This window comes from Streptomyces sp. 4N124 (genome assembly GCF_052245395.1).
Lineage (GTDB): Bacteria > Actinomycetota > Actinomycetes > Streptomycetales > Streptomycetaceae > Streptomyces.
Genome location: NZ_JBQQBS010000101.1, coordinates 1 through 19462, shown reverse-complemented (window position 1 = coordinate 19462; position 19462 = coordinate 1). Strand labels below are relative to the sequence as shown.

Genomic DNA, 19462 nt, shown 5'->3' with positions numbered 1-19462 from the left:
CGGCGGATCTCCGCCCAGTCCTCCACGCTGATCACCCATCCTCCCGGCCTGACTCAACGAGTCAGGCCGCCCAGGAGGGCCACAATTCATCCGGTGGAAGTGGTCTCAGATTGAGCCGTTGCCGACAACCGTCTCCTTGGGTGGCCGTGAGGTTCGGTTCGCACTGCTGTTGACCGTGGGTTCCCGCTCTTACGGGCACGCTATGGGCATGGCGTCGCATATCTGCGGGGTATTGCGTGAGTGCGATGGCTGAAGCGCCGGGCTCGGCTCGTTCTGTTGCCTGGACCAGAGACCGCGTCGCGAGTGCACACACCGGTTCGTCAGGGAGCCACGCTACGACAGGCATGCCGGGCCAGTGTCATTTCCGCGGATCAGTGTTGAAGTCAGTGATCGACAGGGGAGATCAACTCCCGTTGAAGGGAGGGGATCGTGCAGGCAGACCAGGGGCAGGAGCGCGGAGTTGCGCTGCTCACCGTCCGGGTGGAGGCGGCTCTCACAGGGCCGATCGAGCACCGGAGAAAGGCCCGCGCCTTGTTCGAGGTGATGGTTCGGGAGGCTGTCGAGCCTGCGGCACTCCGAACATTCGGCCCTCTTCGCCAAGGGAACGGCAAGCTGCGATCAATCGCCGCCGACTTGGCCGCTGACCTGGGCGAACGGACGGAACGGGGTCTCGTCGACTTCGCTTGCTTTCACCGTGATTCCCCGTTGTTCCCCCGTCCGGCATGGTTCTTGATCCTGCTCATGACGGGTGCTGCTCCGCCATCCGCTCACGCATAGCTCACGCGTGCGAGGGCGTTCTTACCTGCGGCGGAGCGGGCACGGGTGGGTCAGCAGCCAGTTGTGGTGAGCGCGCGGGACCGCTGTGAGCGGAGGGCTGTACGTCGTGGGCGGCCAGGTCTTCCGTGGTGCCGGCGATGATGGGTGAGCTGCCGGTGTTATCGGATGGGGCGGTGACGGGAGTGCTGGGAGCGGCGCGCGGCGGTGAGGGCCAGCGCGGCCACGAGGACCACGATGCCGACAATCAGCAGGTAGCTCAGCCCATCCGCTACGACTCCGATGATTCCCAGCACGACGGCGACCAGAACGAGAAACAGCAAGAGAGCCATGATGCGAACATCTCCCTTGGGTAGCTGAGCACCGGACGGTCAGCGGCGCGCGAGTTGCCGCTCGCCGCCTGCGCCCGTCTGGTAGGTCATGTCGTAGTGCTGGAAGATCGCTTCCTCTGCCTCGGCGGGCAGGATGTCGTCCATGCCGACCGAGGGTGCCTTCTTCACCAGCGCCTTGGCGTAGGAGACCTTGACGTAGTCCGGTCCGAGGGTCGCCTCGTCGAGGGGTACGAAGGCCAGGTGGTGGTGGGTGGGGAGTCCGGTGCGGACCGTGGCCACGGCCGGTTCGTCGGTGGTGGTGTCCACGTAGATCGCTTCGAGCACGCCGATCTTGTGGCCCTTCGGGTCGACGACGCTGCGGTTACGCCACTCGCGGATGTCGGCAGAATGGATCATGGCCTGCCTCCTGAGCCGTTGATCCGGGCCGGTGCGGCCGCCCAGGCGCCCCTGCAGGAAGCGCCGCCCGCTGCGGGTCCGATAGGCCCTTGTCCTTCCAGGTTATCGAGGAACCTCTGTGTCGCGCCCTCGCGCGGTAACGGTACCGAGCGTGGTAGTCGACAGGCATGCCGATGAAGCCTTCCGGTGCCGCGGACCGTCCCTCTCGACTCGGGCGGCTGCGCCGCGCGATCACCCGTTCACCAGCCGGGCGCGGATGGCGGCGGAGCAGGGATCTCGAGCTGTGGTCGCGTTCGCTGGGCTTCGCGGCGCTGGGGTTGCTCACGCTGGTGCCGCTGCTGATCATTGTCTCCTCTGCCGATCCCGAGCACGGGCGGGGGTTCGCCCAGTGGTTGGGGGAAGGGCTCGGCGTGTCGAGAGCCTCCAGGCGGCAGGTCGAGCAGTTGTTCATCCGGCCCGGCCAGGCACTGCGGACCACGACCGCGTTCGGTATCGCAGCGCTCGCCGTGTTCGGTCTGACCTTCGGGGCGGCGGTGCAGACCGGCTACGAGAAGGTCTGGGACCTGCCGCCGGCCCGCTGGTGGGCGAGGTGGCGGCATGTGGTGTGGCTCTGCGTCCTCACCGGGTACCTCTTCGTCTCCGCCACCACCACGCTGCGGCGTGAACCCCTGGCAGGTGTGGCCGTCGCGTCGCTGAGCGCCGTGCTGTTGCTCTGGTGGTCCCAGCGCCTGCTGCTCGGCGGGCGGATCGGCTGGCGTGCCCTGTTGCCCGGCGCCGTGGCCACCGTGATCGGGCTGCTCGGCCTGAGGGTCTTCTCCAGGCTCGTCTTCTCGCCGTTGATCGCATCCAATGCCGTCACCTACGGACCCGTCGGAACCGTTCTGGTCATCCAGTCCTGGCTGGTCGGCGTGGGTGTCGTCGTCTTCGGCGGGGCGCTGGTCGGCCGACTGCTGCACGAAGAACTCCCGCGCGCGGCACACGCACTGAAACGACGCAGGTGAGCTGCTGCGGGGCAGCTGGTCATTTGGCCTGGGCCGTGATCGCCCTCAGGGGGCGAGTCAGCCATGGCCTGATCGGCTCATTGCACAGGAAGCGCGCTGCCTGTACGACCGGTCGAAGGCCGTGGCGGTCGGAGGATCGTGATGGGGTGGTGCCGGATAGGACGCATTCGCCGGGCTGGATCACGTTCGTGTCGGCGGAGGTCAGGACGTGGAACAACCAGGCGTCACAGCGGTCATGATCGACCGGCCCCGGCAGAGGCCTCTGCTGACCTGCGGGCGGCGACGGTGAGGCCGCTGGTGATACGCCGGCACACCAGCCCGTCGGCCGACGCGGCTCGTACACGTCGGACGGCGGTGCGGGTTCGCCGCTGGATGCCTCTCCTCTCGGCTGTGTTCGTTCTTCGTGGAACGGCTGACCAGGCTGGCCCATCTCCGACCGGGCCTTCCGCGCTCTGCTCGCCGACGATGCCACCCATCGAAGCCAGGACCCGCTCGTCTCTGCTCAGTCAGCGGTGGCGTCGGAACTGCTCACGGCACCGTTGCTGGACGGCGCGGACGGCGCGGATGGCGCGGACGACTCGGACGACGCCGAGGCGCTGGGACTGGAGCTGGGAGCAGAACTGGTGTCCGGCGCCGTACTCGCGTCCGGCGAAGCAGAGCTGCCCGTCTGCGGCGCCGAACCACTGGACGCACCCGGGGTAGGTGTCCGCCTGTCGGCGGGATCGGGGGTACCGGCCGTGCCACCGCCCACCGAAGTTCCCCTGCCCGGCTCGTTCTTGACCACGGCCGCTACCGGCTTGCCCATGATCAGCTCCACCGCGGTCACCGTGAGCATCGCCAGGGCGAACACCAGGCCCGTCGCCAGGGCGTACTTCCTCCAGCCGATGGACCTTCGGAGGGAGCCACCCCGGTAGGTGGTGACCGACTCGCCCTCGGAGGGCGCGGAGGCCGGCGTCGTCCCGCCGTGTTCACCACCCGGGCCACCGGGCTCACCGGGCGGCCTCGTGTCAACAGCCGTGGCGTCCGCCTGTAAACCGAACGCCGCCCGGGCGTCCGCGCGGTGTTCCGCCCGCTCCTCGCCCGGCGTCCTCGGCACTCCTACGGACGGGACCCGGCTGCGAATCCCCTCGCCCGTCCGTCGGAAAGCATGAGAGAAGACCGCTGCGCCGGTGGTCGCGCTGGCACTGATCACGGCGGCCCCGATGATCGTCCCGGTCACCCCCAGCAGGGATGCCAGCACCGCGCCCACCACAGTCGCGAGTGCGCTCGCCACTACCTGCACAAGAGTCAGGTCGAGGACCTTGCGCTTGGGCGCCCGTTCCTCTTCTTCTCTGCGATTCTCCACCAATGTCCCTTGATAGTTCTGGAGCCCGGCAGTCGTCGGCGCCGTGACCATCGGTGTGATGGCGGACAGCAAGGACCCAGCCGGGCGACGACTCGCCGACCAGTGCGTGATGGCCGGATGTGTCCCGCTCACGGAGGGGCGGACGCGAGCTTGATGGAGATCCGGGAGCGTTTTGCGGTCCCGTGGAAGCACCCTCCCACGCGGATGGAGCTGTTCGCACCGGACGAGAAACGGCCGATGCGCGTTGGTCCGGGCACGAGTTGTGCAGTCGCTGCTGAGCGTGCGTCGGCCCCGCCTGCGGAGGATTGGACGAAGCCCCCACAGGCTGGGCGGCAATCAGCCTCCCCACACGAGCGGCAGATCACCGGAACGCGAAGCGCACGGAGTGCTTGATCGTTTGCCCGACGCTCATCGTTGTCCTCTGCTCATTCGCTGGATGGGCTCCCGCGCGCTTGCCGTACAGGCCGCATTTCCGCGGGCGGGGGCGCCTGGTATGGACTACCTGTGACTGCGGCTGTACCGGCGTCCGCCACCACGGCGTCCACCACCGCCGCGCCCGCGCATGGCGAAGCCGACGATCCAGACGACCAGCAGTACGGCGGCGACCCACCAAAGGGTCTGCATGGTGAAGCCGAACCCGAACACCACCAGGATCAGCAGAAGGAGAAGAATCCATGACATCGCCGGGCCTCCAGATCGCGGGAATCTCCTGGTTCCGCGAGGTCCGGGCGAAGCGGGAAGGTGGAATGCGTCGCCCGAGTGATCCGGAGCGGCATAGCCCTACGCCGTGCTGTCAGTCAACGCCTGGCGACTGCCTGTGTCAACGCAGCGTCGACATAGGGGAGTTCCAGGAGCTGGGCATGGGGCGCTGGGACAAACGGAGCCTCAGCGGGTGCTTCGGTCGGCTCGGCCGGCGGCGTCGGCAGGATGTGGTCCTCCCACCAGGACAGACCCATCACGGTGGCGAGCAGGACGAAGGGGACCGAAGCCGGAACGATCAGCACGTACATGCGTACCGCCTGTGGTGAAATGCGTGCGACGCGGCGGGCAGCAGATGAACGGTGCCCGCATGAGGCGCATCGAGGCTGCGCAGGATCGCGTAGCGACGGCGAGTGCCGGATGGGCCCGTTGGAGGCGGGGCAGGTTCCGGTACTGATGCGCAGGGTGCGCCCCTGAAGGAGCGCGAAAGGTGATCGACGCTGCCGGGGGCTCGGGCGTACCTAGCACGCTAGGCCTGGCCGCACTCCCTGGACAGATGTCAAGTGGCCATCTGCTCCAGGTGCGAGACCGTTGTACGCGGCGCTGTCCGTAATCCCCGCGCAGGGCTAGTCTGTTGGAACAGGCCCCGGCCCCCGGCAGTGATGCCTTGTTCCGCTCCGGGGAGGCCCATCGTGTTCGTTCTCCTTCTCGTCCTGATCTTGGTCTTGTTCGGCCTCGGTTTCCTCAGCCCCCTCTGGTGGGTGGCCGCAGCCGTGCTGGTCTTCGGCGTCACCCGCCACGGCCGCGATCGCGGTGGAGGCTGGATCCGTGGTGACGGCTCCGATCGCAGGGAGTACCGGGACTACGAGAACCGCCGGGAGCGTCAGGACCGCTGGGACCGGCGCTACAGCCGTCAGCACCGGGCGCGCTGGAGGCGCGAGGACCGTCGGGACCGCGAACGCCGCGGGTGACCGATGAACTGGCCAGGCATCCAGAGGTTCCGGGACGGCCGCAGCCGCACCGGACGCGCCGAAATCGTGGAGAGGTACGCGCCATGCATCGCACAACCATGCTCCCGGGGGATTGGTGGGATCTGACGGCCGAGACCTCGGTAGAGGACCCGGCGGGTCAGGATGTCGTGGCACTGCGCGCCGAGAACGATCAGCTGCGGCGGGCGTTGGCCGGCCGTGCGGTCATCGATCAAGCCTGCGGCATGGTGATGGTCCTGGCTCCGTGTTCCAGCGACCGGGCCTGGGACCTGCTGGTGGACGTGTCGCAGCACTGCAACATCAAGCTCCGTGAAGTGGCTGCGGCCCTGGTCGCCACGACGAAGGACCAGACGCTTCCGCAACCGATACAGCGGGAGCTGCGCCGAGCGCTGCGGCGCCTCCATCTGGCGAACGGGAGATGACGGCGTACGTGTCCAGCGGACGGCACCGGGAGCTGTGAGCTCAACTCTCCGGTGCCTTTGTCCAGGACGGCCGCCGGATGCCCGCTGAGTAGCCCGCCTGGTGGAACTCAAACGCCGGCCTGGCTCCGCCACTCGCCAGGCCACGGACGATGGAGTCGACGCGGTTTCAACTCTGCTTTCAAAGCTAGTCGTTGGACATGCCCCGACGCTACGACGGAAGCCTGCGGGGACCGTCATCTCCATCATCGTGGACATCGCGGCACTGATCCTGATCCTTTGGATCGTCCTCCACCTGTTCGACGCCAACACCGCGGCAGGGCAGTCTCCTGGTCCACGACGCGGCGAACCGGCTCTCGGACTGGTCGCACAACCTGTTCACCATCCACTCGGACGACCGGCGCACCATGGTCAACTACGGCCCGCCCGCTGTCGTCTGGAACATCGGAGTGGATCACGCCACGCATGGCCCCCCGATGCCCACGTGCCGGAGCCTGAAGGTGACGTCGACTCTCCACGAGGCGCGGACGACACTGAACTGCCAGGCACAGACACGGTATCCAGCCCCAGCTCCGGGCTGGCGGCCTGCGGTCGCTGATATGCCGGAGGACTGCGAGACGGTCCTCGTTCAGCGGTGGTCTCACTCACGCCACCGTTCCGGGACTGCGCGAGCGTCTTCTGGGCGCATGTCACAGTCCCGGAGGGCAGGTGGGTCGACCTGGCGCCCGTGGTGCGGCCCAGGGTCCCGGGCTGCTGTTGAGGCTCTGCTGTATCAGCCCGGCTCAGCCGGGTGAACTCTGCGGTACGTCGCTCCGGTTGGCCCGGGGGATGCTGGTGGAGGCCAGAATCCGCTCGGCCAGGCGGCGTTGTCGTCCTGTACGGCCGTGATCATCGCGGCGTGCGCGGGGCCGATACCGGTCCCTGGCGGAATCACGAGGAACAGAAAGTGGTCCTGGTCGCCACGGGTGACGATCATGGTGTTGTCGCCCACGGCGGACCAGGCGATGCGGATCATGTGCCCGTCGACGAACAGATGGCCGGGGGCGACCCGTCCCCGTCGCTCGCGTCGAGGCCCACGCGGGCGATGGGGCGCAGGCGAGCCGTCAGCGCGGTGAGGAGACCCGACAACTGGCTTCTTGAGGTCGCGTGTCCGCGGCCATCACACGCCGTCGAACGTCCCCGTGCGCTTGGCTGTCGTCTCCAGCCGCAGGACCGCGGTGCCGGGAAGCACCGGCTCGGTGCTGGTGTCTGCCAGAAGCCTGACGGGGTGCGTGGCGGGGAGCATGGCGACTCACTTCCCCGCCATCCGGGTCCGGCGCCGTGGCCGGAGCCGTCCGCGTCCCCCGTCGCGGTGGTCGCGACGATCGCCTGCGCCACTCGTTCCGGCACGACCGCGGAGCTTCCACGGGGCCGATGGTGCCAACCCCTGGACAGCCGACTGGGAGCGGCCGTAGTGGAAAGCGGCGATGCGCTCGTCGTGCTGGTTGTTGAGCAGGTGGATCAGGAGCACACCCACAGCGACGATCGCCAGGAGCACCAGCACGGTTACGAAGACGTCCATGACCCTCACACCCCCTTTGCCGGATTCGGCGTCGGCAGAGCGACTGTCGGGATACCGAATACCGGAGCAGTGACTGCCGGGATCCGTGGACGTGAGGTCGGACCGCGCGCCTCATGGCCGCTTTCGGCATCCCAGACGGCCTCCACGGCCCGGTCGGTCGCCGCCACGGTGCGCAGACGCGCAGCCTCCTCCATCAACCGGCCAGTGGTCGACGTTCGCAGTGGGTCGCTCGCGGCCGACATCAGCCAGGCGGCTGAGACGGGACTCGCAGTCAATGAGGGAGGTTCCGCCCCCGGATCACAGGCGCGGGCCCACCAGGCACCATCCAGCGGTGCCGGTGCCGAACCGGAGAGAGCCGGCGACATGCGGAGAGATGGAGAAGAGGACCGGTCTTCGCGTGCCGGCGCGTACGAAACGGTCGCAGTCATGATGCGAACCCTGCTCCGGACCGGTCGGAACCGGCCCGGCGTATTCAATCGCCGAAAACGACACAAGCATGGAGGCCAGTGCGCGAAATACCCTCGGTAACACCAGCCTACTCCCCTGACCCGCCGTACGGACCGTGCCCAGCAGTCGCGGACCTCTCTGCCGCCCCGCCCGCAGGTCGACCGATCCGAGATGGCGAGTAGATGAACAGACCCGGCGGACCGTTCCAGGGACGCGATCCGTGCAAGTGTGGGAAGTGGACGGCCCGACGCCGAGCACCCGGATACTGATCGGCTGCCGCGGTCGGCCGTCTGTGACAGTGAGGAGCGCGCCATGGGCGCGAACACGGTCAAGGCTGCGTTGCCCGACACCCTTCAGAAGCTCACAGACCACCTGACGGCCTCCTACGCCAACCTGCTGCCAGCCGCGGTCGTGCGGGAGGTGGTGCAGGACTGCTACCAGCCGCTCAGTAACGCACGTATCGCGAACTACGTGCCGATCCTCGTCGAGCACAACAGCCGCACCAAGCTACGGCAGCTCGCCCGTCGCCCCGATCCCACGGCTCCCCTGCGCGAGGAGTCCGACGGGACACGAGGCCACTCCGCCACCACGGCTCTGAAGAGGCTTCGAAGCGCGTTCCGCGGTCGACCAGATGCAATTTCTGGGACTTCGCGAGCGGCTGGTACTTCATGCCGTAGTACTGGAAGATCGCTTCCTCCTGCTCGGCGGGCAGGAAGACCAGGCGTCGGCGAGTCGGCGGCCCGGTCCGTACGGTGACCACAGCCGGTTCGTCGGTGGTGGTGTCCACGTAGACCGCTTCGAGCACGCCGATCTTGTGCCCCTTCGGGGCGACGACGTCATAGGTGCGCCACTCACGGATGTCGGCTGCCTGGAGCACACCCTGTCCCTCCTGAGCGGGACACCGTTCGATGCGGGCCGCGTCCCTCGGACGGACCGGCGTGCCCGGAACCGGCTGTGCGGCTGTGACAACGACTCCGGCGCAACCACGCCGGAGTCGCCCTTCCGGGCGGCTGCACGTGAGCGTGAGCCAACCCACAATCCATGCTACTGCGGCTGGTGGGGCTCGCACCCTTGACGGAGAAGCCAGTGCGGTGGATCCGTGACCCGCTCACCTGCGCAGCAGCGGGCCGGCACCGGTAGCCGTGAGCTCAACTCTCCGGTGCCTTCGCCCGGGCCGGGCCGCCGGACGCCTCTGCTGGGTGTCCCGTCCCGTGCATCCCAAACACCGGCCCGGCCTTTCCTCGACCGTCCGGCACCGAGTGACGCAGGACGCGGCCCCACATGGACCAGTTCCCGCTCCACACGGAGCATGCGCAGCGCGGACAGCCGCAGTTCGAGTTCGTCCATCACCAGCGCGGCCAGGTCAATCAGGGCGGTGGCCTGGTCCGGTGTGATGCGGCGTGGCCTGGTGTCCAGGACGTCGACGGTGCCCAGGCGGTGGCCGTCGCCGGTGGTGATCGGGGCGGCGGCGTAGAAGCGCACCCGGGCCGGACCGGTCACCAGGCAGTGGGCGCGGGCGACCGGGTCGTCGAGGGTGTCGGGGACGACCAGAGGGCCGCCGGTGAGGATCGCCGAGGTGCACAGCCCCGGGTCCCGGCCGATCTGCCTGACGCCCGCCAGGCCGTACGTGGCCTTGAACCAGACCCGGTCGGTGTCCACGATCGTCACCGTCGCGGCCGGAGCGTCGAACAGGCGGGCGGCCAGCGCGGCGATCCGGTCGAAGGCACCGTCGGGCGGGGTGTCCAGGATGTCGTAAAGACGCACTGCGGCGATCCGCCCGCGCCTCCTGTTCCGGAGACAGCTCCACCCGCTCCTCCACGCCTCGGTACGCGCCATCTCCGGCCGGTGCGGGCGGCTATTCGGGCCGTTGGGTGCGGTCGTTGTGGGCGAGGCCGTCGGGATGGTCCTCCGTGCGCTCGCCAAGAGGAAGAACCAGTACCCGCAGGGCCGCCTCACCGGGCGGGCGGTGGATCTGCCCCGCCTCCTGCCAGCCCCGGTCCTTGAAGGCGGCACTGGTAGTACGGGCAGACTGATGCACCAAGGTGACGCCGAGTGAGGAGTGATGGTCGGCGAGCAGACTCTCCTGGAGCCGGCGGGCGAGCCCGTGGGCGTGCTGGTGCGGATGGACGACGGTTTCGAGAATCGCGAAGACGTGCCCGGACGCGGTCAGTTGCTCCAGGTTCTGCGGCATCGGTCCGTCGAACCCCTCCCACCAGGAGCCGTCGCGCGGCACGGGGACCCCGGAGACACAGCCGGTCAAGCCCTCCGCCTCGGCAACCAGCATGTCGAATCCCGGCAGTTGTACGTCGCGCTCCAGCCGGCGCAGGAACTCCTGCCGGCCGCGGAACTCCTCGCCGGGCGGGGTGAGGGACGACTCCACGTACAGATCCGCCAGGTCCTCCCGCAGACCCTCGGCCTGCCAGCGGTTCAGTCGGCGCAGCCGCACCGTGTCCAGGACAGGACGCTCCGAGCCTTCGGGTTCGTGCGGGTGCCGCGGGCTGCTCATGGGGCGCCTCGGTTCAGAAGACCGGGAGATGGAAGACCAGGAGATGTACGGGAGTGCCGTCGTGGCCGATGGGTGGTGCGGCGCCGGGGTCCGGGACGTCTGTACAGCAGCATAGCCCCGGATCAGCACCGCGCCGGGGTCCGTTGGGGGCACGGGGCCACTGGTGCGCAGGCAGCTGAACGGTTTGAAAAGCGGGCTGTCCGGGAACCCGTCCGCGGTGCTTCAGACCGGAGGCACCCCCGTGGGAGCGGCTCTCGCTGCTCCCCTGTGTGCTGCGGTCTGCCGGCTCCCACGGTGAGTGACGCCACCGATCAGGGAGACACATGCTCATGGCTGCCGAACGCACGCAGAGCCCAGGACGCGTGCACCGCAACGACGACGCACCGGACACCGACGCAGCCTTCCGCCGTATCGCCGCTCTGCCGGACGGTCCGGAGAGGTCCGCCCTGCGCCAGGAGGTGGCGTGCGCCTGGATGCCGATGGCCGTACGGCTGGCCAGGCGCTTCCGTCATCGCGGTGAGACCTTCGAAGACCTCAAGCAGGTCGCCCAACTGGGCCTGGTCAAGGCGGTGTCCCGCTTCGACCCGAGTCTCGGCACCGCCTTCCCGAGCTTTGCCATACCGACGATCCGCCTCGGTCAGTCCGGCGTGTGCGGCGATCTCGTGGACGGCGGGTATCGATCCGCCCAGCAAAGTGCCCAGCTCATGGTCGGCGGAGCGGACCTGACCACGCAGCTCCTGTACGCGCCGCGGCACGTGCACGACCCAGAGTTCGTCACGGAAGTGACGCTTCACCTCGCCGAGGCCGTGCCCGGCGGCTCCGCGGACAGTTACCCGCTGGCCGACACTCTCGCTGGCATGGAGCCCGGATTCGACCGGGTCGTCAACCGTGAGACGCTACGACCTCTGCTGCGGGCCCTGCCCGAACGCGAACGCCAGATCCTGTACATGAGGTTCTTCTGCGAGATGACGCAGGCCCGCACCGGTCTGCAGCTCGGTGTCTCCCAGATGTACGTCTCCCGTCTGATCACCCGCACCTGTGCACGCCTGCACGACCAGGTGATGGCCGATCCCCGCGTCCCGACGAGGACCGGGTGACGACGTCCTGGTTGCACGGGCGGAGCCTGCGAACGGCCCTGTTCCGCTTCGCCGGTATCTGCCCTAGGCTTCACGCAGGGAAGACGGGACTGCGGCCGTGTCAGGTACCAGCAAGTCTCCCCACCCAGGCTCCCAGCCCCCGAGTCGGAAACCAGGCCCGGCCGGAGCCGCATCGCCGCAGTGCGCGGCTCCAGCCTCCGTCCTCCTGGCATTTTCCAGACGGGGTGTTCCACCAGTCCCGCCGCCGCGGAGGACAACGCGCGAGGACACGGTGGAGGGGGGCTCCCATCCTCGCGCCACGGACGGCCGCCGCCGCAGGGGCGGCGGCGGCCGTCCGGAACGCGAACCCCGGCGCAGGGATCGCGGTCCGTAGCGTGTCGACTGTGGCGCGGAGTAGGTCAGGACCCCAGACCGGGAAGGGGTTCGGAGTCGTCGATGAAGGCGCGGGCCACGTCGGCCAGGCGCCGGTTGTGCGCGCGGGCGTAACCGCGCAGCGCGCTGAAAGCCCGTTCCATGTCGATGCCCTGGCGTTCGGCGAGCTTCCCCTTGGCCTGTTCGATCAGCACCCGGCTGTTCAGCGCCGTCTGCAGCTGCTCGTTGAGCACCGTGCTGCGGTGAGCGGTGCGTTGTTGCAGCAGGCTGATGGTGGCGACGTCGGCCAAGGCCTGGGCGATGTGCGTGGCGAGTGGGTCGAAGGGGCCGGGAGCGGTGCGGAAGAGGTTCAGGGCGCCCACGGTCTCGTCCCGCAGGCGCACGGGCAGGCCCCGAAGCCGCTGCGGTGGGCCGCCGTGACGAAGCGCGGCCAGCAAAGGCAGGGGCGCACCGGCGGACAGCCAGGGGCGAGTGCGCACCGAGGCCGGCCAGGCAGCGGGACCCTGTGGCGTCGGCCCTGTCTTCGGTGGTGCGGTTCTCGGCTCACTCCAGGAGCACGAGGTGGTCGGCGGCGCCCCCTCGCCATTCGATCAGGAAGAGCGTCGCGTCGTCGGTGGTGCGGCCGCCCCGTTGCTGCTTCAGGGCGTGGGAGAGTGAGCGCACCACCGCTCGTACCCCCTCCGCTGTGTGTTCGATGCGGTTGACCCAATGGATGAGCTGTTCCTCGCCGAATTGTTCTTCGCCGGCTTCGTGTTCCTCGATCAGGCCGTCGGTGAAGCACAGCACTCGGTCGCCGCGTTGCAGCATCTGCTGGCTGATCTGGGGCTCTTCGCCGCCGAAGCCGACTGGCAAGGTGGTCGGGCCTGTCAGCTGCCGGACGACTTGGTGGTTGCGGATCAGCAGCGGTGCGGGGTGGCCCGCGTTGACCCACTGCAGGTGGCCCGTTGCGATGTTCAGACGCATCATCTGCGCGGTGACGAAGTGGTCGGGCCCGAACTGCTCGGCGATGGCCCGGTCCATGAACGTGTAGATCTCGGACAGGCCGATGTCGGCACGTCTGGCGTGCCGGTAGGCCCCGACGGCGACGGTCGCCATCGTGGCGGCGTCGAGGCCATGGCCCATCGCATCGACCATGGCCACGTGCAGGATGTCCTCGTTGAGGGCGTAGTCGAAGCTGTCGCCTGCGACGCTGTAGGCAGGCTCCAGGATTCCGGCCACCGCGACCTGCGGGACGGACATCGCCAGCGGCGGCAGCAGGGACCACTGGATCTCCGCGGCCACGCTCATCGGTTCCCGGCGCCGGGTCAGGAAGAACTGATCGGTGTAACTGTGCTTGGTGACCAGCATGTCGGCGACCAGGCCGGCGAGTCTGCGCAGCAGTCGCCGGTCGTTGTCATCGAGGGTGTCGAGGGTGAGGGCCATCACGCCCACCTGGTCGCTGCCGTCCAGCAACGGTAGGTACATCCGGACGCCGTCGGACTGCGGCACCTCGGCAGGAGTCGCGTGCAGGAAGGCCGTGCCGGCGGGAGAGTCATCGATCGGCTCAGGATCGCCGACCATCAGTCGCCGACCCGGCAGCGGCACCAGCACCTGCTGGCCGTAGTCCTGCAGCAGGATCGAGACGCCGCGGCCACCGACCCTGGCCACCTCTTCCGCGATCAGCGGTGCGATCAGCTGCGGCGGCATCTCGTGTGCCCGGTCCAACAGCACCCCCAGCAGCCGCTCACCGAACCCTTCCGACCGGTCCAGCATGCCCTTGTCAGGCTGCCGCTCACCTTCCGCCATAGCCGCACCCCTGCGCCGGCGTCGTCGAAGCTTCGGCCGCCGTGTCCATGCTCACCTCGTGCGCTCGACCCGCTCATGTGATCTGTACACACGGGCTCCTGGCACGACCGCGATCAACCCGCACAGAGTGACGCGACCTGCCACGCCGAACAGCCCATTACGCCAGACGCGGCATGTCACACACGGTCGGATCGGAGCCGGTGTCCGCGAGGAGCCGTGCCGTCTGCGGGTACGGGTGGTGCAGCCGCAGGCACGCGTGGGTCTCGGCGGCGTGCCGCGACGCGTCGAGGAAGACGCGCCGGCCGCTGCTGTCGCAGAGGCCGACGGTGGTCAGATCGACGTCAATGGTGGTGATGCCGGGCCCTCGGCCGCTCCCCGCACAGTCGATGGCCCGGTGACGGAAAGCGGCTGGTCACCTGTGGTGAGTGGTACGGCTGCGGCGGCGGCGCGGCGGGAAGCGGCCGCGGCCTCCGTCGCGGTGGTCACGTCGTTCGCCGGCGGTCGGTGACTCGGATCGGTCCGGTTCCACCGGGGGCTGCGGCGTGGCGCGTCCGCGGCGACCGGGCAGGGCGGCGCTGTACCGGTGCACGGCGATCCTGTCGGCGTGTTGGAGGTTGAGCCGGTGGATCACGTATGCCGCCGCTGCGATGAGGACGATGAAGGCGGCGGCTGTAAGGAAGGTGTTCATGGCGGCCGCCTCACTTACCGACGATCAGGTGACTGGCCCGACCGGGCGCACCGGGCGCACCGGGCTGCTCCGGGACGACCGCGGACACCGCGGAGGCGCCTCCCTCGTACTCCCATGCCTCGTCCGGGTCCAGTGGCTCGCCGGTCGCGGCGACGCCGTGCCGGGCCTTGTCCGCCGCGAGGAGCGCGCTCGCAGTGAGGGGCGGGCCGTCGTGGTCGGACGCGGCGGCCATCAGCCGGGCCGCCGACTCCGCCCCGGTCTCCGGCGGGATGACCAGCAGGTCCCAGCGGCCGGTGCCGTAGGAGAGCAGCAGCAGTTTGTGTGGGTCGATTTCCGGGGTGAACCAGCCGACCTTGACGATGTGGCCGTTCACGGGAACCTGGCGTGGGATGACCGGCCAGTACTTCGGGTTGACGGCGATGCGCGTGATGCGGCCCCACAAGGGGTCCAACATGTCGGTCAGCGCGGGCAGTTCGCTCAGCAGATCCTGGGAGCGGGGCCACCAGGCACCGTCCAGGAGTCCGCGCGAGGTGCCGTCGGTCTTCAATGCGAGACGCGCGGCCGGGGCTGCGAAGGGCTCGGGGTGCAGGGTGGGGTGCAAGGTCGCCGACATGATGCGGACCCGTCTCCGGGCCGCCTCAGCGGCGGCCCGGGTTTCATCTTTCGCCGAGAACGCCCCGGCGTGGAAGCCGGTGTGCGAATTGCCCTCGGTACCGTCCACACTACTCCGCGCTCCGTCGCAGCGCGGACCTGCGGCGGGCCTAGAGGTGGAGCAGTCGCTGGGTGATCTCCCGGGCCTGCCTGCCGGCGCGAAGAGGACGCCGCCGTTCCGCGAGGGCGTTCACGAGCTGTGCGGCCTCGTTACGGCCGGGGCGGTGACGCGGATGGTCACATCGCCGCCGCCAGTCGGCCGAGCCGTCCGGTGCCCGCGTTGCACGACCAGGAGGTGCCGTCGGCCTGCTCCGCCGTCATGAGGGCGGTCGCGGTCAACTGCGGGCCGGTGCTCGCGCTCGCAGCGGCCATCAGCCGGGCGGCCGAGGGGACACTGGTCTCCGGGGGAATCACCAGGAGGTCCCAGCGGCCCGCCGTGTAGGACAGCAGCAGGATCTTGTGCGGATCCAGCTCCGAGGTGAACCAACCGACCTTCACCACATGGCCGTTGACGAAGATCTTGTGCGGGATGATAGGCCAGTAGCGGGGGTTGACGGCGATACGGGTGATCCGTCCCCACAGCGGGTCCAGTACGTCGGCCAGCGCGGGGAGTTCGTGGCCCAGGTCCCGAGAGCGGGGCCACCAGGCACCGTCCAGCTCAACTCGTCCCGGGGAGGGGCTCACGGGTTTGAGGGCGAGGCGTGCGGTCGGCGCCCTGAAGGGCACGGCGCGCAGCGCCGGATGGTCGGTGATCGCGGACATCATGCGAACCCGTCCCCGGACCTCTGCGCGTGGGCAGTTGTCCGGTGTCGTTGCTCACCAGGAACGACACCGGGATCGGGGCCGGTGCGCGAAGTGCTCCCGATGACTTCACGCTACTCCCCGAAGAGCCCGAACGGACCGCTCCCGGAGATCGCCTCACTTCCGGCGGTCGTCCTTGCCCGAGGAGCGTCCCTCCCTCGGTGTCCGCGGGGTAGCTGCGCTGTTCTGTGGCGGCGAAGCCGTGACGGAGAATTTCCGCGACCCGGCGGGCAACTTCGGGGGAGGCGGCGTGGGCACGCTCCGCGGACCGGATCCTTCACCTACTTCGGCGTGACCCCGGTCCCCGCGTGTAGCCAGCGAGCTTTCCGGCTGCTGAGGGCCGCGAAAAACCGTGAAACAAGGAAGGCACGGCATATCTATCGCAGACAGGCGCGAGCGTCATGTCCGAGTCCGGCCCCCCGGCGTGTGACCCCGACTCCTGCCGGACGCTGTCCACCAGGCGGTGAAACCCGGGACGGCCGTCGTACGGCTGGAGACCACGCACGACCACCGGGGCGTTCTCGACGGGGCGTGGTGGCCGTGCTCCCGTGACATCGCAGCCGAGCTTCCCGCCCTGATCGCCGCACTGACCGAGTACCTCGGGCCGGTCACGCGCGTCGGCCTGGACATCGGAGCCTGGGACGCGCTGCCGACGCGACTGCTCGTCGACGACCGCGTCGCCCATATCGACTCCTTCCCGGCGGCGACGACACCGTTCTTGTCACTCGGGGCGATCAGCGCCACTTCTCCCTCCTCCTGGTCCCACCGCACGCGCCGCGATGGCCGAAGCCGTCCGCGCCGACAACATCACGCAGGCCGAACAGATCCTCATCGACACCTGTACCGGCCGGGCGGCGCCGGGGGCGTGACGGCCGTCAGCCGCGGTGGTCGCCGGTCCGGTCCGGTGCCGGTGGCGGGATGTCGGCGGTGTCGAAGGCGCCCGAGATGATCCGTGTGGCGAGCTCCGACAGGCGCAGGTGACGGGCGCGGGCGTACGACCGGAACGCGGCGAAGGCGTCGTCGACGGAGGTGTTCCAGCGCTCTGCCAGTACGCCCTTGACCTGTTCGATCAGGATGCGGCTGGTCAGCGCGGACTCCATCTGACTGTTCTCGACGTGCGACTGTTCCAGGGTGCGCTGCTGGAGGATCGCGATGGTGGCCACGTCGGCGAGTGCCTGGGCGAGCGCTATGTCGTCGTCGCCGAGGCGCTGCGCGGTGGTCTGGAAGAGGTTGAGGGCCCCAACGACCCGGCTGCGCAGGCGCAGTGGGATGGCGTGCGTGCACACATACCCCGTTTCGCGAGCGCGGGCGGCGAAGTGGGGCCAGCCCACGGTCGGTTCCGGCCGTGTCAGGTCGATGTTGGTGCGGGCGGTGCCGGTGCGGTAGCACTCGACGCACGGGCCTTGGTCGTGCTGGAGCGCGAAGAGTTCCAGCAGGCGGGTGTGCTCGTCGGAGGCGGCGATGATCTGCAGTTCGCCCTGCGCGTCCGCGAGCAGGATCCCGGCCGCCGAAACGTCGAGCAGTTCTACGCAGCGCGTGGACAGCCGCTGGAGCAGGTCGATGACGTCGAAGTCCTCGACGAGGGAGTCCGCGACCTCCACGAAGATCTCGGCCAGACGTCGTTCGCGGGCCATGCTGATCATCCCTTTCCGTCGTCGGGCGAATACGGCCCGCTTACATCATTGTTGAAGTCGTCGTCGAAGCGCAGTCTGCGGGCGACGACGTCCGCCGCAATGTCGCCGAGGGGGCGCTCGCTGCTGTACGCGTGGGCGCGCAGGCGCAGTAGGGCCTCCTCCATGGACACGTCCAGCTGGGCGCTGATCATTCCCGTGGCCTGGTGCACGACCGCGCGGCGCAGCACCGAGGGAGGTTCCAGGGTCAAGCCGAGCCCGGGAATGTCCGCGTCTCCGTCGCGTCGGTCACCGTTCAGGAGAGCGCTGGTCAGCACGGCTGTCAGTGCGGTGGCGTCCGTGTACTGCTGCTGGCTCAGCCGCCGCTCGCCGTCGCACAGCAGAGTCAGTACGCCGATCCGGATGGCTCCGATGCCCAGCGGGAAGCAGCACACACCGTGTACGCCCAGCTCGCGCGCGGCCGGCAGTAGCGTGGGCCACCGCTCGGGGCGCACCCGGTCCAGGTCCGGCTCGACGACGGGTGAGCCGACGCGGACCGCGTCCGGCCCCGGCCCCTCGCCCAGCGTGAACTGGAGTTCCTCGAACCGCGCGCTCAGCTCGGGATGGCACCACAGCGGCTCGGCCGACCGCTTGGCACCGACCAGCAGTGACAGCGTGACCCCCTCGGCGCCCAACGCCCGCGTACACGCCTGCGCCGGGTCGTCGGCCTCGCCCCGGTACAGCGACCGCAGGACCTCGGCCATGCCGTCGCTGATCACCGTTCTCCGCTCCCTGGCGGCCGGGGCACTTCGGGGTGAGACGCCGTCCGACTTGCGCCGTACATTACGTGGCCCGGTCTTCCGCCGCGCGGTCGGCGGGTATGCCGTTCCAGGCGTCCTCGGGGCTCGCGTATCGCGGGAAACGCTCCTGCAGACCGCCGGCCCGGAACACGAGACTTGCGCCTGGCCGGTTGTGCACGACCCGCACCCATCCGAGCCGCTCATGACAGTCCTCCCACGCCGTGCACAGCGGGTCCAGGACGCTGCCGTCCATGAAGGTCACGCCGAGCAGGTCGACGATGAGGAACAGCCGCCCGCTGCCATGCCGGGCGTCCTCCAGATCACGAGCGAAGGCCGGCGCGGTCGTCACGTCCAACTCGCCGCCGGCCGTGACCACACGCAACTCGTCGAACAGGTCGGGATGCGGGCCCATGCGCCCCATCTCCTCTGTCACTGGGGTGGCTTTCGCCTTGCGCAGGGCCTCTGTTGCGCGGAACGAAACTGCACGGAGAGGGCCGGGGTCACGGGCGGCCGTATGCCGAGCGTACTGCCGCGGGGGGACCGGCCGGTCGCCCTTTCTCCAGGTATCCACGAGGGTGGTCGAAAGTGTCGTCCCTGGTCGGTTCCTGACGGGATCGAGGGCGAAGGTGCAAGGGAGTGGTGCGGGCCCAGGTCGGCGCCCGGGAGCCGGATTCCGAACTCGGCTCCCAGATGGCTCCCAACACGGCCCCACAACCACTCAAGGGCTCGACCCGCGATGCGGATCAGGCCATTGCCAAGCGAGCCGTGAGGGATCTCAGTTGCGGCGCGCGGGGCGTCCCGGATGGGGTGATGCTTGCGACGCGAGCGGTGATCCAGCCGTGCTCGGTGAGCCGGTCGAGGATGGGATAGACAGTGCCAGGGCCGAGATCTCCGTCATGACAGACCTTCAACCCCCAGGCGCGTTCGGTTCCGCTGCGTCGCACACCCTTTGCTCTGTCGGTCCCCGATGCCCGAAAATGGATCTCACTATTTGAGGCGCGACGGTCCCGTGGGCCCTGAATTCGCGGCCTGAGGCCCCGGAATGGGCACTTCACCTCGACTTAGTACTGCAACGGTGGTTGTCGTGACTGCTGGCCAGGTCGTTCGTTGGTGTGGTTATGGGTGGGGACCTTGCTGATGTCAGGCTGTGGGCGGGTGAACTGGCCGCTCTGCATGAGCGGTTCGTGCA

The 19462-nt window shown here is 69.0% G+C and carries 24 protein-coding genes and 2 pseudogenes; 6 read left to right on the top strand and 20 right to left on the bottom strand.

What is annotated here, in order from left to right:
* Positions 1-935 precede the first annotated feature (935 nt).
* The gene (locus ACTWQO_RS46775; RefSeq protein WP_301982700.1) at positions 936-1106 is read right to left on the bottom strand and encodes a hypothetical protein; all 171 of its coding nucleotides are present in this window, start codon (positions 1104-1106) and stop codon (positions 936-938) included.
* 39 nt (positions 1107-1145) lie between these two features.
* Positions 1146-1502, bottom strand: coding sequence for a PRC-barrel domain-containing protein (locus tag ACTWQO_RS46770; protein ID WP_443243501.1), 357 nt, complete (start codon positions 1500-1502; stop codon positions 1146-1148).
* A gap of 167 nt (positions 1503-1669) precedes the next feature.
* On the opposite strand from ACTWQO_RS46770, the gene ACTWQO_RS46765 reads away from it, so the two are divergent.
* The gene (locus tag ACTWQO_RS46765) at positions 1670-2503 is read left to right on the top strand and encodes a YhjD/YihY/BrkB family envelope integrity protein (RefSeq protein ID WP_443243500.1); all 834 of its coding nucleotides are present in this window, start codon (positions 1670-1672) and stop codon (positions 2501-2503) included.
* 502 nt (positions 2504-3005) lie between these two features.
* Here the strand turns inward: ACTWQO_RS46765 and ACTWQO_RS46760 are convergent.
* The 3 genes from ACTWQO_RS46760 to ACTWQO_RS46750 form a co-directional block, all read right to left on the bottom strand.
* The gene (locus tag ACTWQO_RS46760; protein WP_443243499.1) at positions 3006-3848 is read right to left on the bottom strand and encodes a hypothetical protein; all 843 of its coding nucleotides are present in this window, start codon (positions 3846-3848) and stop codon (positions 3006-3008) included.
* Between the two features lie 498 nt (positions 3849-4346).
* Positions 4347-4529: a hydrophobic protein gene (locus ACTWQO_RS46755; protein ID WP_443243498.1), complete on the bottom strand. Its 183-nt coding sequence runs from the start codon at positions 4527-4529 to the stop codon at positions 4347-4349.
* A gap of 116 nt (positions 4530-4645) precedes the next feature.
* Positions 4646-4858 carry a hypothetical protein gene (locus ACTWQO_RS46750; RefSeq protein WP_443243497.1) on the bottom strand — a complete coding sequence of 71 codons (213 nt, stop codon included), beginning with the start codon at positions 4856-4858 and terminating at the stop codon, positions 4646-4648.
* Between the two features lie 381 nt (positions 4859-5239).
* On the opposite strand from ACTWQO_RS46750, the gene ACTWQO_RS46745 reads away from it, so the two are divergent.
* Positions 5240-5518: a hypothetical protein gene (locus tag ACTWQO_RS46745; RefSeq protein ID WP_099505908.1), complete on the top strand. Its 279-nt coding sequence runs from the start codon at positions 5240-5242 to the stop codon at positions 5516-5518.
* An 83-nt stretch (positions 5519-5601) separates the two neighbouring features.
* The gene (locus tag ACTWQO_RS46740; protein WP_443243496.1) at positions 5602-5958 is read left to right on the top strand and encodes an ANTAR domain-containing protein; all 357 of its coding nucleotides are present in this window, start codon (positions 5602-5604) and stop codon (positions 5956-5958) included.
* Positions 5959-6727: 769 nt separating this feature from the next.
* On the opposite strand, the gene ACTWQO_RS46735 is transcribed toward ACTWQO_RS46740, so the two are convergent.
* The 3 genes from ACTWQO_RS46735 to ACTWQO_RS46725 all read right to left on the bottom strand — a co-directional run bounded on the left by ACTWQO_RS46735 (position 6728) and on the right by ACTWQO_RS46725 (position 7516).
* On the bottom strand, positions 6728-6970 hold the full coding sequence (locus ACTWQO_RS46735; protein ID WP_443243495.1) for a hypothetical protein: 243 nt from the start codon (positions 6968-6970) through the stop codon (positions 6728-6730).
* A gap of 144 nt (positions 6971-7114) precedes the next feature.
* Complete coding sequence (locus ACTWQO_RS46730) at positions 7115-7240, bottom strand: hypothetical protein (RefSeq protein ID WP_362941064.1); 126 nt, start codon at positions 7238-7240, stop codon at positions 7115-7117.
* Positions 7241-7246: 6 nt separating this feature from the next.
* Complete coding sequence (locus ACTWQO_RS46725) at positions 7247-7516, bottom strand: hypothetical protein (RefSeq protein WP_443243494.1); 270 nt, start codon at positions 7514-7516, stop codon at positions 7247-7249.
* A gap of 759 nt (positions 7517-8275) precedes the next feature.
* Between ACTWQO_RS46725 and ACTWQO_RS46720 the strand changes: the two genes are divergently transcribed.
* Positions 8276-8719: a three-helix bundle dimerization domain-containing protein gene (locus ACTWQO_RS46720; protein ID WP_443243503.1), complete on the top strand. Its 444-nt coding sequence runs from the start codon at positions 8276-8278 to the stop codon at positions 8717-8719.
* Here ACTWQO_RS46720 and ACTWQO_RS46715 read toward each other — a convergent pair.
* From ACTWQO_RS46715 to ACTWQO_RS46705, 3 genes and pseudogenes are all read right to left on the bottom strand, one after another.
* Positions 8601-8840 (bottom strand): annotated as a pseudogene (locus tag ACTWQO_RS46715) (PRC-barrel domain-containing protein); the annotation flags it as partial. The gene ACTWQO_RS46720 and the pseudogene ACTWQO_RS46715 overlap by 119 nt on opposite strands.
* Before the next feature lie 167 nt (positions 8841-9007).
* Complete coding sequence (locus tag ACTWQO_RS46710; RefSeq protein ID WP_443243493.1) at positions 9008-9727, bottom strand: GAF domain-containing protein; 720 nt, start codon at positions 9725-9727, stop codon at positions 9008-9010.
* 91 nt (positions 9728-9818) lie between these two features.
* The gene (locus ACTWQO_RS46705) at positions 9819-10469 is read right to left on the bottom strand and encodes a hypothetical protein (RefSeq protein ID WP_443243492.1); all 651 of its coding nucleotides are present in this window, start codon (positions 10467-10469) and stop codon (positions 9819-9821) included.
* A 329-nt stretch (positions 10470-10798) separates the two neighbouring features.
* Between ACTWQO_RS46705 and ACTWQO_RS46700 the strand changes: the two genes are divergently transcribed.
* The gene (locus ACTWQO_RS46700) at positions 10799-11566 is read left to right on the top strand and encodes a sigma factor-like helix-turn-helix DNA-binding protein (protein ID WP_443243491.1); all 768 of its coding nucleotides are present in this window, start codon (positions 10799-10801) and stop codon (positions 11564-11566) included.
* A gap of 398 nt (positions 11567-11964) precedes the next feature.
* On the opposite strand, the gene ACTWQO_RS46695 is transcribed toward ACTWQO_RS46700, so the two are convergent.
* The 6 genes from ACTWQO_RS46695 to ACTWQO_RS46670 all read right to left on the bottom strand — a co-directional run bounded on the left by ACTWQO_RS46695 (position 11965) and on the right by ACTWQO_RS46670 (position 15827).
* A complete protein-coding gene (locus tag ACTWQO_RS46695) occupies positions 11965-12417 on the bottom strand; it encodes an ANTAR domain-containing protein (protein ID WP_443243490.1) in 453 nt (150 codons plus the stop codon).
* 64 nt (positions 12418-12481) lie between these two features.
* On the bottom strand, positions 12482-13723 hold the full coding sequence (locus ACTWQO_RS46690) for a PP2C family protein-serine/threonine phosphatase (protein ID WP_443243489.1): 1242 nt from the start codon (positions 13721-13723) through the stop codon (positions 12482-12484).
* Positions 13724-13880: 157 nt separating this feature from the next.
* A complete protein-coding gene (locus tag ACTWQO_RS46685; RefSeq protein WP_443243502.1) occupies positions 13881-14069 on the bottom strand; it encodes an STAS domain-containing protein in 189 nt (62 codons plus the stop codon).
* Positions 14070-14135: 66 nt separating this feature from the next.
* Positions 14136-14411: a hypothetical protein gene (locus ACTWQO_RS46680; protein WP_443243488.1), complete on the bottom strand. Its 276-nt coding sequence runs from the start codon at positions 14409-14411 to the stop codon at positions 14136-14138.
* 10 nt (positions 14412-14421) lie between these two features.
* Positions 14422-15132, bottom strand: a complete 711-nt coding sequence (locus tag ACTWQO_RS46675; protein WP_443243487.1) for a DUF5994 family protein — start codon at positions 15130-15132, stop codon at positions 14422-14424.
* A gap of 167 nt (positions 15133-15299) precedes the next feature.
* On the bottom strand, positions 15300-15827 hold the full coding sequence (locus ACTWQO_RS46670; RefSeq protein ID WP_443243486.1) for a DUF5994 family protein: 528 nt from the start codon (positions 15825-15827) through the stop codon (positions 15300-15302).
* Positions 15828-16302: 475 nt separating this feature from the next.
* On the opposite strand from ACTWQO_RS46670, the pseudogene ACTWQO_RS46665 reads away from it, so the two are divergent.
* Positions 16303-16732: pseudogene (locus ACTWQO_RS46665) on the top strand (DUF5994 family protein).
* Between the two features lie 6 nt (positions 16733-16738).
* On the opposite strand, the gene ACTWQO_RS46660 reads toward ACTWQO_RS46665, so the two are convergent.
* From ACTWQO_RS46660 to ACTWQO_RS46650, 3 genes are all read right to left on the bottom strand, one after another.
* The gene (locus ACTWQO_RS46660) at positions 16739-17506 is read right to left on the bottom strand and encodes a GAF domain-containing protein (protein ID WP_443243485.1); all 768 of its coding nucleotides are present in this window, start codon (positions 17504-17506) and stop codon (positions 16739-16741) included.
* A complete protein-coding gene (locus ACTWQO_RS46655) occupies positions 17503-18252 on the bottom strand; it encodes an ANTAR domain-containing protein (RefSeq protein ID WP_443243484.1) in 750 nt (249 codons plus the stop codon). The genes ACTWQO_RS46660 and ACTWQO_RS46655 overlap by 4 nt, the downstream gene beginning before the upstream one ends.
* Positions 18253-18316: 64 nt before the next feature.
* Positions 18317-18685, bottom strand: a complete 369-nt coding sequence (locus tag ACTWQO_RS46650) for an STAS domain-containing protein (RefSeq protein ID WP_443243483.1) — start codon at positions 18683-18685, stop codon at positions 18317-18319.
* Between the last annotated feature and the right edge of the window lie 777 nt (positions 18686-19462).

What these genes read in the sequence shown, in the direction of transcription:
- ACTWQO_RS46740 (WP_443243496.1), top strand. Translation starts at nt 5,602, where the DNA reads ATGCATCGCACAACCATGCTCCCGGGGGATTGGTGGGATCTGACGGCC.
- ACTWQO_RS46750 (WP_443243497.1), bottom strand. Translation starts at nt 4,858, where the DNA reads ATGTACGTGCTGATCGTTCCGGCTTCGGTCCCCTTCGTCCTGCTCGCC.
- ACTWQO_RS46690 (WP_443243489.1), bottom strand. Translation starts at nt 13,723, where the DNA reads ATGGCGGAAGGTGAGCGGCAGCCTGACAAGGGCATGCTGGACCGGTCG.
- ACTWQO_RS46705 (WP_443243492.1), bottom strand. Translation starts at nt 10,469, where the DNA reads ATGAGCAGCCCGCGGCACCCGCACGAACCCGAAGGCTCGGAGCGTCCT.
- ACTWQO_RS46670 (WP_443243486.1), bottom strand. Translation starts at nt 15,827, where the DNA reads ATGATGTCCGCGATCACCGACCATCCGGCGCTGCGCGCCGTGCCCTTC.
- ACTWQO_RS46735 (WP_443243495.1), bottom strand. Translation starts at nt 6,970, where the DNA reads ATGATCCGCATCGCCTGGTCCGCCGTGGGCGACAACACCATGATCGTC.
- ACTWQO_RS46765 (WP_443243500.1), top strand. Translation starts at nt 1,670, where the DNA reads ATGCCGATGAAGCCTTCCGGTGCCGCGGACCGTCCCTCTCGACTCGGG.
- ACTWQO_RS46720 (WP_443243503.1), top strand. Translation starts at nt 8,276, where the DNA reads ATGGGCGCGAACACGGTCAAGGCTGCGTTGCCCGACACCCTTCAGAAG.
- ACTWQO_RS46755 (WP_443243498.1), bottom strand. Translation starts at nt 4,529, where the DNA reads ATGTCATGGATTCTTCTCCTTCTGCTGATCCTGGTGGTGTTCGGGTTC.
- ACTWQO_RS46775 (WP_301982700.1), bottom strand. Translation starts at nt 1,106, where the DNA reads ATGGCTCTCTTGCTGTTTCTCGTTCTGGTCGCCGTCGTGCTGGGAATC.
- ACTWQO_RS46730 (WP_362941064.1), bottom strand. Translation starts at nt 7,240, where the DNA reads ATGCTCCCCGCCACGCACCCCGTCAGGCTTCTGGCAGACACCAGCACC.
- ACTWQO_RS46660 (WP_443243485.1), bottom strand. Translation starts at nt 17,506, where the DNA reads ATGATCAGCATGGCCCGCGAACGACGTCTGGCCGAGATCTTCGTGGAG.
- ACTWQO_RS46725 (WP_443243494.1), bottom strand. Translation starts at nt 7,516, where the DNA reads ATGGACGTCTTCGTAACCGTGCTGGTGCTCCTGGCGATCGTCGCTGTG.
- ACTWQO_RS46770 (WP_443243501.1), bottom strand. Translation starts at nt 1,502, where the DNA reads ATGATCCATTCTGCCGACATCCGCGAGTGGCGTAACCGCAGCGTCGTC.
- ACTWQO_RS46700 (WP_443243491.1), top strand. Translation starts at nt 10,799, where the DNA reads ATGGCTGCCGAACGCACGCAGAGCCCAGGACGCGTGCACCGCAACGAC.
- ACTWQO_RS46650 (WP_443243483.1), bottom strand. Translation starts at nt 18,685, where the DNA reads ATGGGCCCGCATCCCGACCTGTTCGACGAGTTGCGTGTGGTCACGGCC.
- ACTWQO_RS46680 (WP_443243488.1), bottom strand. Translation starts at nt 14,411, where the DNA reads ATGAACACCTTCCTTACAGCCGCCGCCTTCATCGTCCTCATCGCAGCG.